Origin of the sequence: Flavisphingopyxis soli (genome assembly GCF_007995095.1) — a bacterium.
Taxonomy (GTDB): Bacteria; Pseudomonadota; Alphaproteobacteria; order Sphingomonadales; family Sphingomonadaceae; genus Flavisphingopyxis; species Flavisphingopyxis soli.
Map to the genome: position 1 here is coordinate 406760 of NZ_VOPY01000002.1, position 13957 is coordinate 420716.

Consider the following 13957-nt stretch of genomic DNA (forward strand, 5'->3'; position numbering starts at 1 on the left):
AAGTTAAATGAGCAAGATCAACTGGTTTCGAGCGGGCGTCGCAGTATCTGCGATCCTCGCAGCATCTGCGCCACTGGCGCCAGCCTACGCCCAAGCCGCAGCGACGGGGTCTGATGCTGCATCAGACGAAGCGGCGGACCAGCCAACCGTCGCGGCAGGCGATGCCATCGTCGTTACCGGTTCACGCATCCGCCGTGACCCGCTTGACCAAGATGCCCCGATTGTCGTGCTGGATCGCACCGCGATCGAAAATACCGGCCTGTCGTCGATCGCCGATGTCCTCCAGCGGCTGCCCAGCTCGGGCGGCGGCCTAAATTCGAAATTCAACAACAGTGGTAACTTCGGCAACCCACCCGACGGCGGCGGCGTCGGAGCCGGTGCCGCCGAGATCGACCTGCGCTATCTGAGTTCGCGCCGGACGCTGGTGCTTGTCGATGGCCTACGCTTCGTCAATGGCGCATCGGCGAGCGGCATCCCTGCCGCAACTGACCTCAACGCGATGCCGATCGAAATGATCGATCACATCGAAGTGCTGCAGGATGGTGCATCACCAATTTACGGGTCCGACGCGATTGCGGGCGTGGTCAACATCATCACCCGCGAGCGGCAAGAGGGCTTTCGCGCGTCGTTCCAATATGGACAGTACCTCAAATACAATGATGGCAGGACGATCGACGCCAATTTGAGCTGGGGTGGCGGAACCGAGACGACGCGCGTCGTCATTGGGGCAAGCTATGTCGACCAGCGCTCGGTAAGTTCGGGCGATCGATCGATTTCGCTGTTTCCCGAGCCCGGCGGGACCAGCTGTCTCGATGGCGGTTGCAGTTCGGGTACGCCGCTCGGCCGCTTTCTCGTGCTCGACCAGAACCTGACGCTGCGCGCTCCGGTCATCGGTCGCAATCCGGTCTATAATCCGCTCAATCCAACCGACCCGGCGAGCGATTTCAAGGAATTCACGACCGCCGACCGGTTCAACTTTGCGCCCTATAATTTCGTCCAGTCGCCGTCGCAGCGCTTTGGTGTCTTCGGCAGCTTCCTGCAGGACATCGGGTCGTCGACGCATTTTCGCACCAAGGTGATCTATACGCATCGCGAATCGGCTAACCAGGCAGCACCTTTGCCGCTGTTCGTCGGTCCCGACGCGGGCAACGGCAATTTGCTCGATCGGATCTCGATCGACGCGACCAACCCGTTCAATCCGTTCGGTGTCACTCTGTCGGCGGGTGGCGCGGGCAATCCTGCGGCAAACTATAATTTCATCGGCCGCCGCTTCGTCGAAAACGGTGCCCGCCGTTATTATCAGGATGTCGACACGATTTATGCCACTGCGTCGCTCGACGGCAGCTTCGCGCTCGGCGGTCGGACGTTCTACTGGGACGTCAACGGTGTCTACGGCCACAACGACGCGCACCAGACCTTCCTGGGCAACGTCAACGCGCAAAAGCTGGCGCAGGCGCTTGGGCCGGTGGCGCTTTGCACGGGCGCGTGCGTCCCGTTCAACATCTTCGGCGGGGTCGGCTCGATCACGCCCGAGATGATCGATTATGTCACGTTTACCGAACGCGCCAAGAGCGACCAGGATTTGCGCGATGTATCGGCTAACCTCACCGGGTCGCTGTTCGACTTGCCGGGCGGGCCGCTGGGCATCGCTGTCGGATATGAACATCGCGACCAGCGGGGGTCGTTCGATCCCGATCCGATCGTCACCGCAGGTTTCGGATCCGACATCCCGGCGCAGCCGTCGAGCGGACGGTTCAATGTCGATGAAATCTACGGCGAATTGCGCGCGCCGCTGTTGGCCGACCAGCCGTTTTTCCGCCAGCTAGATGCCTCGTTCGCGGCGCGCCTGTCGAACTATTCGACATTTGGTAGCGAAACGACGCTCAAGGCCGGGCTCAATTGGAAACCGGTCGAGGATCTGCTGCTGCGTGGATCGTGGGGGCAGGGCTTCCGCGCGCCGGGCATCGGCGAACTGTTCGGCACGCCGTCGCGCTTCGACCAGGAGCTGGTCGATCCGTGCTCGGCGGTCGGCGGAGCAATCCCCGCGGGCGTTCGCGCGAATTGCATCATCCAGGGCGTGCCCGCCGACGGTAGCTATGTTCAGGCCAATCCCCAGCTGTCAGTGATCACCGGGGGCAATCCGAATTTGCAGCCTGAAAAGTCGAAAAGCTGGATTTTCGGTGCGGTCTATAGTCCTTCATGGGTCAGGGGCAGCGGCTTTGCGAGCCGGCTCGACCTTGAGGCGAACTATTACGACATCAATGTCGACGGGGCGATCCAGCCGATCGGCGCCGACGTCCTGCTCGGTCGCTGCACCGATACCAACGATGCATTTTCGTGCGCGTCGGTGTCGCGGACCGCGAGCGGCGCGATATCGCAGATCCGGGGTCTGTTGCAGAATATCGGTTCGATCAAGACTCGCGGGATCGACCTGATCGCCAATTACCGGACACCGCAATCCAGTGCCGGATCGTTTGGGCTATACTGGTCGAGCAACTTCCTCCTCGAGTTTTCCGAAGAGGTGCCCGCAACGGTCGGGTTTACCAAGATCGAGCGCAAGGGCACCGAGCGGGGCAGTCCTGACCAGGCCTATCCCAAGTTCAAATCGACCGGAACGTTCGACTGGACCAAGGATGCCTTCATGCTCAGCGTGACGGGCCGCTACATCAGCGCGGTGACCGAAAGCCAGAACGGCAACCGCATGGGGAGCCGGTTCTACACCGATTTCCGCCTCGGCCTGTCGCCAGGCTTTTTGCAGGAACGCTTCACGCTTTCGCTCGGCGTCAACAATCTGTTCGACAAGGATCCTCCGGGTTGCAGCAGCTGCGGGCTCAACAACTTCGATCCGACGACCTACGACGTTCCGGGGCGTTACGGATATGTCGAGCTTAAAGCCAAGTTCTGAAGTCGGGCACCGCCGGGGACATCATTCTCCGGCGGTGGCTTGAAATCGGCGGGCAATGCGCCGACATAGCCGGTCTGACATTCTCAGCGACGGAAAACCAATTCATGACCAATTACATCGGGGACACCGAAATCCCTGATCCGATGAGCGCACTCGTGCCAATCGTGATCGAGCAGTCGACCCGCGGCGAGCGCAGTTTCGACATCTTCTCGCGCCTGCTGCGTGAGCGGATCGTCTTCGTGACCGGCCAGGTCGAAGACCAGATGGCCGCGCTGATTACCGCGCAGCTGCTGTTCCTCGAATCGGAAAATCCGAAGAAGGACATCTACCTCTACATCAACTCGCCCGGCGGCGTCGTGACCGCCGGCATGGCGATCCACGACACGATGCAGTACATCCGGCCGCGCGTCGGCACGGTCTGCATCGGCCAGGCAGCGTCGATGGGCAGCTTCCTGCTTGCCGCCGGTGAGCCGGGCATGCGCGTCGCGCTCGCCAATGCGCGGATCATGGTCCACCAGCCTTCGGGCGGGGCTCGCGGCATGGCATCGGACATCGAGATCCAGGCCAAGGAAATCCTCCGCATTCGCACGCGGATGAACGACCTGTACGCCAAATATACCGGCAAATCGCTCAAGGATATCGAGAAGGCGATGGATCGCGATACCTTCCTCGAAGCCGACGAGGCGCAGGCCTTCGGCATCGTCGACCAGGTCTTCGAAAAGCGTCCCGCGGCACCATCGAGCGACGACGCAGCCAAGACCAGCTGATCGTCCGGTAAAATCGTCAACGCCGCATTAACCATCAATGTTGCACCGCCGTTGTCGCGCGGTGCGGCAGGATCGTCGGATCGGCGGCGGTTAACGACGATTGCAGATTGTATTCGGCGCTCCTGCCGATAGGATGCGTTGCATGACGGGGCCTCGGCGCCCTTGATAGTAAGGTTGTATTGAATGACGAAATTGAGCGGCTCCGATTCCAAGAGCACACTTTACTGCTCGTTCTGCGGCAAGTCGCAGCACGAAGTGAGGAAGCTCATCGCCGGGCCGACCGTGTTCATCTGCGATGAATGCGTCGAGCTGTGCAACGACATCATCCGCGAAGAGGCCAAGGGCGGCCTGGCCGCGAAGAAGGAAGGTGGCGTGCCGACGCCGCAGGAAATCTGCGACGTTCTCGACGATTACGTCATTGGCCAGGACAAGGCCAAGCGCGTCCTGTCGGTCGCGGTTCACAACCATTACAAGCGCCTGGCGCATGGTTCGAAGGGCGAAGAGGTCGAGTTGGCCAAATCGAACATCCTGCTCGTCGGGCCGACCGGCTGCGGCAAGACGCTGCTCGCGCAGACGCTCGCCAAGACCTTCGACGTGCCGTTCACGATGGCCGATGCGACGACGCTGACCGAAGCGGGCTATGTCGGCGAGGATGTCGAGAACATCATCCTGAAACTGCTCCAGGCGTCGGATTACAACGTCGAAAAGGCGCAGCGCGGGATCGTCTATATCGACGAGATCGACAAGATCAGCCGCAAGGCGGAAAACCCCTCGATCACGCGCGACGTGTCGGGCGAGGGCGTCCAGCAGGCGCTATTGAAGCTGATGGAAGGCACGACCGCGAGCGTTCCGCCGCAGGGCGGGCGCAAACATCCGCAGCAGGAATTCCTCCAGGTCGACACGACCAACATTTTGTTCATCTGTGGCGGCGCCTTTGCCGGCCTCGAAAAGATCATCGGCGACCGCCTGCAGGGCAAGTCGATCGGTTTCGGCGCGCATGTCGCCGCCCCCGACGAACGCCGCGCGGGCGAAATCCTGCGCCAGAGCGAGCCCGAGGATCTGCTCAAGTTCGGCCTGATCCCCGAGTTCGTCGGCCGCCTGCCGGTGATTGCGACGCTCGAGGATCTGGACATCGACGCGCTGGTCAAGATCCTCAGCGAGCCGAAGAACGCACTGGTCAAACAGTACGCCAAATTGTTCGATCTCGAAGACGCCAAGCTGACCTTCACCGACGACGCGCTCGTTGCGATCGGCAAGCGCGCGATCGAACGCAAGACCGGTGCACGCGGGCTGCGCTCGATCCTCGAGGCGATCCTGCTCGACACGATGTACGACCTTCCGGGGCTCGACAATGTCAGCGAGATCGTCATCGACAAGGACGTCGTCGAAGGCCGCAAGGAACCGATCCGCGTCTTCGCCGAACCCGCCAAGAAAGCCAAAACGGGCGACGCGGCCTAAGCTGGTCCGGCAGGGCCAGATTTTCGGTCACTGTTGCACCCGCGCAACAGCGCGGCGTGCGCCGTCATAATTGGCTGAAATGGGTGCCCAATATCGGGCCTTCGAAGCCCTTCGGACGCCTTCGACAGGGCGAAACGCGGCGACCAGGTTATTGACCTGAAAAGATCGCCGCAACTGTCATTTCCGAGTCACACAACAGCGGCTATTGGCCGCTCATCGCAGGCGCGAATCGCCGGTTTCGACAGAAGCGACAGCCTGCACGAGGATTTTCTTACCATCTCGGGGAATTATCATATGAAGACCGCACTTTTCCGCAGCGTCGCGTTCGTCGCGCTGCTTGCACCGACGGCCGCCTTTGCGCAGTCGACCGGCTCGATCGACTTCGAAGACGACAGCGCCATCGTTGTCACCGGTACGCGCGGCGACCGCGACGTCGCTGGCGTGATCGCACCCGACACGTCGAAGGCCAAGCAGGTCCTGACGCAGGAAGCGATCTCGCGTTCCAACCCCGGCCAGACGATCCTCGACACGATCAACGTTATTCCGGGCGTCAACTTCCAGAACAACGACGCTTACGGCTCGTCGGGCGGCACTCTGACGATCCGCGGCTTCTCGAGCGATCGGATCTCGCTGACCTTCGACGGCGTCCCGCTCAACGATTCGGGCAACTATGCGATCTATTCGAACCAGCAGCTCGATCCCGAGCTGATCGAACAGGTCAACGTCAACCTGGGTTCGACCGACGTCGACAGCCCGACCGCTTCGGCCGTCGGCGGCACCGTCAACTATCGCACGATCAACCCGAGCGAAGAGTTCGGCGCGATGCTTTCGGGCTCGGCCGGCGACTTCGATTTCTTCCGCATGTTCGGCAAGATCGAAACCGGCGCGTTCGGCCCCTTCGGCACGCGTGCGTTCGTCTCGGCTTCGACCGCGTCGAACCACAACCCGTACAACAACTACGGCAAGGTCAATAAGCAGCAGTACAACGCAAAGATTTATCAGCCGATCGGTTCGAACGGCGATTTCGTGTCGGTTGCAGGCAACTATAACCAGAACCGCAACAACTTCTTCGGTTCGGTGAGCCTGCGCAACGACCGTCCTGTCCCATCGGGCTTTCCGCAGTCGAAGGACGACCGCGAATACAACATCAACTACCCTTGCCAGGTCAGCACTGTCGCGCGTCCGGGTCTTGCAGACCTTACCAATGGCTGTGGCACCGAGTTCGATCGTCGCTTCAACCCGTCGAACACCGGTAACATTCGCGGCGCGTCGCGTTTCACGCTGACCGACAAGCTGACGTTCACGTTCGATCCGAGCTACCAGTACGTCAAGGCCAATGGCGGCGGCACCGTCAATGCGCGCGAGCGCCTGAACGATGTCCAGCCCGGTGCTGGTGTTACCAACCTGGCGGGCTATATCGGTGGCCGTCCCTATTTCGGACGCGACCTTAACGGCGACGGCGATTTGCTCGACGAAGTTACGATGCTCGCGCCCAGCCAGACCCGGACGCACCGCTTCATCGCAATCGCTGGCCTGCGTTACGACATCAACGACGATAACACGTTCCGCGTTTCGTACACCTATGATCGCGCCAACCATCGCCAGACCGGCCAGGTTGGACTGCTTCAGGGCAATGGCGAACCGTTTGACGTCTTTCCGGTCAATGATGGTCAGCTCGACGTAACCGGCGCAGAGCTCAACAAGCGCAATCGCCAGTCGTACGCTACGCTGAACAAGGTTGCCGCCGAATATCGCGGCGATTTCATGGACAACAAGCTGACGGTCAACATCGGCCTAGCGGCGCCGTTCTTCACGCGCGATTTACAGCAGAACTGCTTCACGACCTCGGCATCGGGCTTCGTCGACTGCTTCGGCGAGAACGACCCACGCAATGCGGCCTATGCAGCAGCCAATCCTACGGTTCAGGGCCCGCAGCGGCGGGTGCTGAAGTATGATAAGCTGTTGCCGAGCGGCGGCATGGTCTATCGGTTTACCGACCAGGTCAGCGTGTTCGCTAGCTATTCGCGTGGACTGGGCGTGCCCGGGACCGACAACCTCTATAACGCGTTCTTCTTTGCGCCCGACACTGCCGAGGCCCAGCCTAAGCCCGAGACGACCGATAGCTTCGACGGTGGCTTGCGTTACCGTTCGCGTCAGGTCCAGGCGCAGCTCGGTGGTTACTTCACCAAGTACAAGAACCGCACCGCGTCGGCTTACGATCCCGTTCTTGATGCAACGGTTTTCCGGAACCTCGGAACCGTCGATAAATACGGCGTTGATGGCTATGTATCCTACGCACCGGTGCCGCAGCTCGTTGTTTATGCATTCGGGTCGTACAACGACTCCGAAATCAAAGACGACGTGCAGACGGGTGTTGTCGCTGGCGTGCCGGTCTACGCACCGACCGCGGGCAAGAGCGAATCTGGCTCGCCGCGCTACTCCTATGGCGGTACCGTTCGTGGCACCGTCGGTCCGGTCGAACTCGGCATGACCGCGAAACGGACTGGCAAGCGCTTCGTCTATGACACCAACCTGCCCGTGATGAACGGTGCCACGGAAGTGTTCCCGAATGCGGCCCCGGCCTACTGGCTCGTCAACGCCGATGCTCGCATCAGCCTTGCGCAGTTCGGTGCGGAGAAGACGTACTTCCAGCTCAACGTCTACAACCTGTTCAACAAGCTTTATGTTGGCGGTTTCGGCGGCGGCCTTTCCCAGTCGGGTAGCCCGCCGTTTGTCCAGATCGGTGCGCCGCGCACGATCTCGGGTACGCTGGTCGTCGGTTTCTAAGCCAAACCAGAACACAACAAGAAGGGCGCGGGGAGTGATCCCCGCGCCCTTTTTCGTGGCTGTTGTTTTCTCGTAACCGGTGGCGATAGCGCCGGCAGCGCGTGTCGGCCTGGGCCTAGTCCTTGAGGCAGGCGTCGAGCCCGTCGCGGCGGACGACGCCGATGCGTTCGGCGATGGAGTTGCCATAGCGGCGCGTGAAGCCTGTCGGGGCAATTGCGCCGCGCTGCTTGGGCAGGGGGAGGATGGCGGCGATGCGCGCCGCCTCGATCACGGTCATGCTAGCGGCGCCGTGGTGGTAATAGCGCTGCGACCCGGCTTCGGCGCCATAGGTGCCGATGCCCGTCTCGGCGACGTTGAGATAGACTTCCATGATCCGGCGCTTGCCCCACAAGGTCTCTATGAGGACGGTGAAATAGGCCTCGAGCCCCTTGCGGAAAAAGCCGCCGCCCTGCCACAGGAAGACATTCTTGGCGGTCTGCTGGCTGATCGTCGATCCGCCGCGGATGCGGCCGCCGCGCGCGTTGCGCGCCAGCGCCTTTTCGATCGCCTGACGGTCGAAGCCGTTATGCGAACAGAACTTGCCGTCCTCGGCGGCGATCGCGGCGCGCGCCATGTCGGGATCGATCCGGTCGAGCGGTTCCCAGTCCTTGGTGATGCCGTGGCCGTCGAGCAGCATCGTCGCGGTAACCGGCGGCGGCACGAAGCGATAGGCGAGCACCCACACGAAGGTGATCGCGAGGAACCACAGGACGAACTTGACGGCGAAGCGGATGATACGGGTCATCGACGCAGGCTAGCGAAGCCGGCCCGCGCCGTCATGCGACTTTATCGTGAGCCGGCGCGAACGCCGATCACTCGGCGGGCAGGAGTTTTTTCTCGCCGGCAATCCGCAGCATCGCTTTCTGCAGCTTCTCGAACGCGCGCACCTCGATCTGGCGGACGCGCTCGCGGCTGACGCCGTAAACCTGGCTCAGTTCCTCGAGTGTCTTGGGATCGTCGGTCAGGCGGCGCTCGGTGAGGATGTGCTGTTCACGCTCGTTGAGCGCGCCCATCGATTCCATCAGCAGTTCGTGGCGAACGGTCGTTTCCTCGCGATCGGCGACGCGCTGGTCCTGGAGCGGCTCGTCATCCTGCAGCCAATCCTGCCACTGGCCGTCGCCGTCCTCGCGCATCGGCACGTTGAGCGAGGTATCGCCGCCCATCGCCATGCGACGGTTCATCGAGATGACGTCTTTTTCGCTGACACCCAGATCGGTCGCGATCTTGGCAACGTCCTCGGGCTTGAGATCGCCGTCCTCGAACGCCTCGAGGTTGTTCTTCATCCGGCGCAGGTTGAAGAACAGCTTCTTCTGCGCGGCGGTGGTGCCCATCTTGACGAGGCTCCACGAGCGCAGGATGAATTCCTGGATCGAGGCGCGGATCCACCACATCGCGTAGGTCGCGAGGCGGAAGCCGCGATCGGGTTCGAATTTCTTCACCCCCTGCATCAGCCCGATATTGCCTTCGGAGATCAGTTCGCTGACGGGCAGGCCATAGCCGCGATAGCCCATCGCGATCTTGGCGACGAGACGCAGGTGGCTGGTGACAAGCTGCGCCGCCGCATCCTGGTCCTGGTGTTCCTGGTAGCGTTTGGCGAGCATGAACTCCTGCTCGGGCGCGAGCAGCGGGAACTTGCGGATCTCCGACATGTAACGGTTGAGGCTCGCCTCCCCGCCAAGTGCAGGGATGGTGGCTGGTACGTTGCTGGCGGCCATGATTGTCCCTTTTTCCTTCGGTCCCGGCAATTTCCGGACCGTGCCTTTGCGGCAAATCAGTTTTCTCTTAAAACTTATACGCGCAGGCGGCTTAACAGTTCCTGCATATCTGGCGGCATTGCGCTGGTTAGCGCGATATCTGCGTTGGTTACCGGGTGAATAAAGCCTAGTTCGGCGGCGTGCAACGCCTGGCGGCGAAAGTCCAATCGATTGAGCGTGTCTCTGTGAACGGATTTTCCGCGATTATAGGCGGGATCGCCGAGCAGCGGATGGCCGATATGCGACATATGGACGCGGACCTGGTGCGTCCGGCCGGTCTCGAGCCGGCATTCGATCAGCGTCGCGCCGATCAGGCGTTCGATCGTGCGGAAATGCGTCACCGCGTGCTTGCCCTGGGCTTCGTCGACCACCGCCATTTTCTTGCGGTCGCGCGACGACCGCCCGATATTGCCGGTAACGGTGCCGTTCTGCGGCAGTGGATGGCCCGCGACGATGGCGCGATAGCGGCGATTGACGCTGTGCGCGGCGAACTGCCGGGCGAGGCCTTCGTGCGCGACGTCGGATTTGGCTGCGACGATGAGCCCGCTGGTATCCTTGTCGATGCGGTGGACGATCCCCGGCCGCGCGACGCCGCCGATGCCCGACAACTGGCCAGCGCAATGGTGGAGCAGCGCGTTGACCAGCGTCCCGTCGCCATTGCCCGCGGCGGGATGGACGACGAGCCCGGCGGGCTTGTCGACGACGATCAGATGGTCGTCTTCATAGGCGACGACGAGCGGGATATCCTGAGGCTGCGCAGTCGCGGTGGTTGCCGCGGGCAGGGTGATGAACGCGGTCATCGGGGCGCCGAGCCTGGCCGAGGGATTGGCGAGCGGTGCGGCATTGGCGTCGGTGATTGCGCCCGCCAGCATCAGCGCCTTGACGCGTTCGCGCGACAGGCGCGGCGCACGCGCGGCGATCGCGCTGTCGAGGCGCGTCCCGACGCAGTCCGCGCCGAGTTCGATACTGATCTGGCTGCCCCCGCCGTTCATTGCGGCGATGTGGCGCGCGCCTGCCCAAATTCAAGGGCATGCAGGCTTTTCCTTGAAACTGGGCGGCCAAGCGGTCACACAGCCGCCACCGGGAAATCGAACGATAGCAACAGGAAGAACGTATGACGGTCGAACGCGTGGAATTTGCCAGCCTGCTCTGCTCGCGCCTGTGCCACGACCTGCTCAGCCCGGTTGGCGCGCTCAACAACGGGATCGAGCTGCTCGCCGACGAGAGCGATCCCGAGATGCGCAAGCGGTGCCTCGAGCTGCTCGAACAGAGCGCGCGGACGACCGCCGACAAGCTCAAATATTTCCGCCTTGCCTTCGGTTCGGCCGGCGGCTTTGGCGAAGCAATCCCGACCGCCGACGCGCATGCCGCGATTTCGGGAATGATTGGCGAGACGCGCAAGATCGAGCTCGGCTGGCTGGTCCATGACGACGCGCTGCCCAAGGCGGTGATCCGCGTGATGCTCAACTTGGCTCTGGTCGCGATCGATGCGCTGGTCCGCGGCGGCCGGCTCGATATCGGGGTCGAGCGCCATGACGACGACGTCGAGATCGTCATTCGGGCCGAGGGCGCACGTCTCGCGGTCGACGATTCGATCATCGCCGCGCTCGAGGGCAATCTGCCCGAGGGTGACCTCGCGGCGCGGACCGCGCCCGCGTGGATGACGCATGTCATCGCGCAGGCGGGCGGCGGCCGTGTCGTGTCGTCGCGCGACGGTGCCGACGCGATCCTGCTGGGGGCCACGCTGAAGGCCTGACGGCTAAGGTCGGCCAGCGACACGCCGCGAAGGTTGACGCCATTTTAACCACTGGCGTTGCATGACCTGTTTTCCAAGTCAGTGGAAACAGGCGCACATGGACGAAATTCTGCAGGAATTCCTCTCGGAAACGGCCGAGACGATGGAAGAAATCTCGGGCGAAATCGTCGCCTGGGAAGCCGATCCCGCTGACCGTGAGCGGCTCGATTCGATCTTTCGCTTCGTCCACACCGTCAAGGGCAGCTGCGGCTTCCTCGACCTGCCGCGGATCGGCGCACTATCGCATGCTGCCGAAGATGCGCTCGACGCCGCGCGCAACGGCCGCCGCGACCCGACACCGGCGCTCGTCACCGCGGTGCTGGCAGTGATCGACCGGATCCTCAGCCTGACCGAGGAAATCGCCAGCTCGGGAAGCGAGCCCAAAGGCGACGATCACGCGCTGATCGACGCGGTCCATGCCGACGAGAGCGGCGCTGACACGGTCGGTGAAGTCATCCAGCCCGGCACTGTCATCGCGGCTGGCGCGGGCAGCGACCAGACAATCGCCGCCGCCCAGCCCGCAGCGCAGGACTGGCGCACCATTCGCGTGCCGCTCAACCTGCTCGACAGCATGATGAACGGCGTCAGCGACATGGTGCTGGCGCGCAACGAGGTCGCCCGCGTGCTCCGCGGCGACGGCAATTCAGGCGCCGTTTCGGGCGCGTTCGAGCGGCTTTCGGCGTCGGTGGCCGAGATGCGCAATTCGGTCAGCCAGATGCGCATGCAGCGGATCGAAAAGCTGTTTGCGCCGCTGCCGCGCCTGATCCGCGATGTCAGCAACGAACTGAACAAGAGGGTCGATGTCGAGATCGACGGCGGCGCGGTCGAGCTCGATCGCGAGATGATCGAGAGCATTCGCGATCCGCTGACCCACATCATCCGCAACGCGATCGATCACGGCATCGAAGCGCCTGCCGATCGGCTCGCCAAGGGGAAACCCGAAGCGGGCAAGATCACACTCGTCGCATGCCAGTCGGGTAACCAGATCATTATCGAGGTCCACGACGACGGCGCCGGGATCTCGACCGACCGGCTCGTCGCCAAGGCGGTCGCCGCCAAGATCGTGACCGCCAGCGAGGCGCGCGCACTCACCGCGACGGAAAAGCTCAACCTGATTTTCTCCCCGGGTCTCACGACCGCGGGCGAGGTCACCTCGATCTCGGGGCGCGGCGTCGGCATGGACATCGTGCGCGCGAATATTGAACGCATCGGCGGGCTCGTCGATATCGAGAACAATCCCGGCAACGGCCTGACCGTGACGATGCGCGTGCCGCTGACGCTGACGATCATCTCTGGCCTGACGGTCTGCGCCGCCGACCATGTCTTCGCGATCCCGCGCGCCAGCGTCAGCGAGATCATCCTCCAGATGAACGATTCGGTCCGGATCGACCGCGCCGGCGGGGCGGATATCGCAATCGTCCGCGGCGAACGGCTCGCTCTGGTCTATCTCGAGGATGTTCTCGGCCTCGATCGCCCCGATGCCGAAAGCATCGATCGCGCGATCATCATAACCCGCGGGGCGGGCGGACACCGCTATGCATTGAGCGTGGCCGACGTTTTCGATCACGAGGAACTCGTCATCAAGCCCGCCGCGCCGGCGATCATGGCGACAGGGATCTACGCCGGATCGACCTTGCCCGATAACGGCCGGCCGATGTTGTTGCTCGACGTGACGGGCATAGCCGAGCGGCAGGACATCGGGTCGCTCGGCGGACAGGACGATCGCGCGGCCGAAGCCGTTGCGCACAACGACGATTGCCGCGACCAGGCGTTGCTGTTCAACGATTTCGACGGGGCCGTGCGCGCCATCGACCTCGCGGTGATCGATCGCGTCGACGAAGTGCCGGTCGCGGCGATCCGCCGTCAGGGCGGCAGGCTGCGCGCGTTGGTCGGTGACCAGATGATCGCCGTCCACGATTGCACGATTCCCGCCGACCTTACCGCGATCAAGCTGCTGCGGCTCAACGACGGCGATGCCGAGGTCGGCTATGCGATGGTCGATGTCGTCGATGTCGTGCGACTGCCCGCATCGATTGCGGCGCCAGCCCAGCCGGGACTGATCCGGGGTGTCACGCTAATCGGCGGCGAGCCGGTCGAGGTCATCGATCCCTACTGGATATTCTGTTCGCTTGGCGCATCGCGCCCGGCCGAACGGCAACCCGTGTGCCGCCTGACCGATGGCGGCGACCACTGGACGCGGCAGTTCCTCGCGCCGCTGATCGCCGGGGCAGGCTATCGTGTCGTCTACGACGAGGACGAGGACGCGCCGACGGCCGATATCGTCATCGCGGGCGATAGCGACGATCAACCCGACGATATGAGCGCCGACGACCAGTCGATCCTGCGCCTGCGCAAGGCCGAACGGCCGAGCGGGAAGGGCGACCGGTCGATCTATCGCTATGACAAGGACGCGATCCTCGGCGCGCTCGATCGCATGACAAGGACCGGATGA

The 13957-nt window shown here is 62.9% G+C and carries 9 protein-coding genes; 6 read left to right on the plus strand and 3 right to left on the minus strand.

Translation table 11 applies throughout. From position 1 onward, the window contains the following. Nucleotides 1-7: 7 nt before the first annotated feature. The 4 genes from FSZ31_RS08660 to FSZ31_RS08675 all read left to right on the plus strand — a co-directional run bounded on the left by FSZ31_RS08660 (nucleotide 8) and on the right by FSZ31_RS08675 (nucleotide 7917). Complete coding sequence (locus FSZ31_RS08660; protein ID WP_147122956.1) at nucleotides 8-2905, plus strand: TonB-dependent receptor domain-containing protein; 2898 nt, start codon at nucleotides 8-10, stop codon at nucleotides 2903-2905. 104 nt (nucleotides 2906-3009) lie between these two features. Continuing rightward, on the plus strand, nucleotides 3010-3672 hold the full coding sequence (locus tag FSZ31_RS08665) for an ATP-dependent Clp protease proteolytic subunit (RefSeq protein WP_201739148.1): 663 nt from the start codon (nucleotides 3010-3012) through the stop codon (nucleotides 3670-3672). Nucleotides 3673-3855: 183 nt separating this feature from the next. Then, nucleotides 3856-5130 (plus strand): ATP-dependent Clp protease ATP-binding subunit ClpX, encoded by a 1275-nt coding sequence (gene clpX, locus FSZ31_RS08670; RefSeq protein WP_147122957.1) that lies wholly within the window; start codon nucleotides 3856-3858, stop codon nucleotides 5128-5130. A gap of 294 nt (nucleotides 5131-5424) precedes the next feature. Next, entirely contained in the window at nucleotides 5425-7917 is a 2493-nt protein-coding gene (locus FSZ31_RS08675) for a TonB-dependent receptor (RefSeq protein ID WP_147122958.1), read from the plus strand. A 115-nt stretch (nucleotides 7918-8032) separates the two neighbouring features. Here FSZ31_RS08675 and mtgA read toward each other — a convergent pair whose 3' ends face one another. The 3 genes from mtgA to FSZ31_RS08690 form a co-directional block, all read right to left on the minus strand. Then, a complete protein-coding gene (mtgA, locus tag FSZ31_RS08680) occupies nucleotides 8033-8701 on the minus strand; it encodes a monofunctional biosynthetic peptidoglycan transglycosylase (RefSeq protein ID WP_147122959.1) in 669 nt (222 codons plus the stop codon). A gap of 67 nt (nucleotides 8702-8768) precedes the next feature. Next, nucleotides 8769-9671: an RNA polymerase sigma factor RpoH gene (rpoH, locus tag FSZ31_RS08685; RefSeq protein WP_408021649.1), complete on the minus strand. Its 903-nt coding sequence runs from the start codon at nucleotides 9669-9671 to the stop codon at nucleotides 8769-8771. Between the two features lie 74 nt (nucleotides 9672-9745). After that, nucleotides 9746-10702, minus strand: coding sequence for an RluA family pseudouridine synthase (locus FSZ31_RS08690; protein ID WP_147122960.1), 957 nt, complete (start codon nucleotides 10700-10702; stop codon nucleotides 9746-9748). Nucleotides 10703-10824: 122 nt separating this feature from the next. Here FSZ31_RS08690 and FSZ31_RS08695 point away from each other — a divergent pair, with 122 nt between their 5' ends. Next, nucleotides 10825-11466, plus strand: coding sequence for a histidine phosphotransferase family protein (locus FSZ31_RS08695; protein ID WP_147122961.1), 642 nt, complete (start codon nucleotides 10825-10827; stop codon nucleotides 11464-11466). Nucleotides 11467-11563: 97 nt separating this feature from the next. Further along, on the plus strand, nucleotides 11564-13957 hold the full coding sequence (locus FSZ31_RS08700) for a chemotaxis protein CheA (RefSeq protein ID WP_147122962.1): 2394 nt from the start codon (nucleotides 11564-11566) through the stop codon (nucleotides 13955-13957).

What these genes read in the sequence shown, in the direction of transcription:
- rpoH (WP_408021649.1), bottom strand. Translation starts at nt 9,671, where the DNA reads ATGGCCGCCAGCAACGTACCAGCCACCATCCCTGCACTTGGCGGGGAG.
- FSZ31_RS08675 (WP_147122958.1), top strand. Translation starts at nt 5,425, where the DNA reads ATGAAGACCGCACTTTTCCGCAGCGTCGCGTTCGTCGCGCTGCTTGCA.
- mtgA (WP_147122959.1), bottom strand. Translation starts at nt 8,701, where the DNA reads ATGACCCGTATCATCCGCTTCGCCGTCAAGTTCGTCCTGTGGTTCCTC.
- FSZ31_RS08660 (WP_147122956.1), top strand. Translation starts at nt 8, where the DNA reads ATGAGCAAGATCAACTGGTTTCGAGCGGGCGTCGCAGTATCTGCGATC.
- FSZ31_RS08665 (WP_201739148.1), top strand. Translation starts at nt 3,010, where the DNA reads ATGACCAATTACATCGGGGACACCGAAATCCCTGATCCGATGAGCGCA.
- clpX (WP_147122957.1), top strand. Translation starts at nt 3,856, where the DNA reads ATGACGAAATTGAGCGGCTCCGATTCCAAGAGCACACTTTACTGCTCG.
- FSZ31_RS08700 (WP_147122962.1), top strand. Translation starts at nt 11,564, where the DNA reads ATGGACGAAATTCTGCAGGAATTCCTCTCGGAAACGGCCGAGACGATG.
- FSZ31_RS08695 (WP_147122961.1), top strand. Translation starts at nt 10,825, where the DNA reads ATGACGGTCGAACGCGTGGAATTTGCCAGCCTGCTCTGCTCGCGCCTG.
- FSZ31_RS08690 (WP_147122960.1), bottom strand. Translation starts at nt 10,702, where the DNA reads ATGAACGGCGGGGGCAGCCAGATCAGTATCGAACTCGGCGCGGACTGC.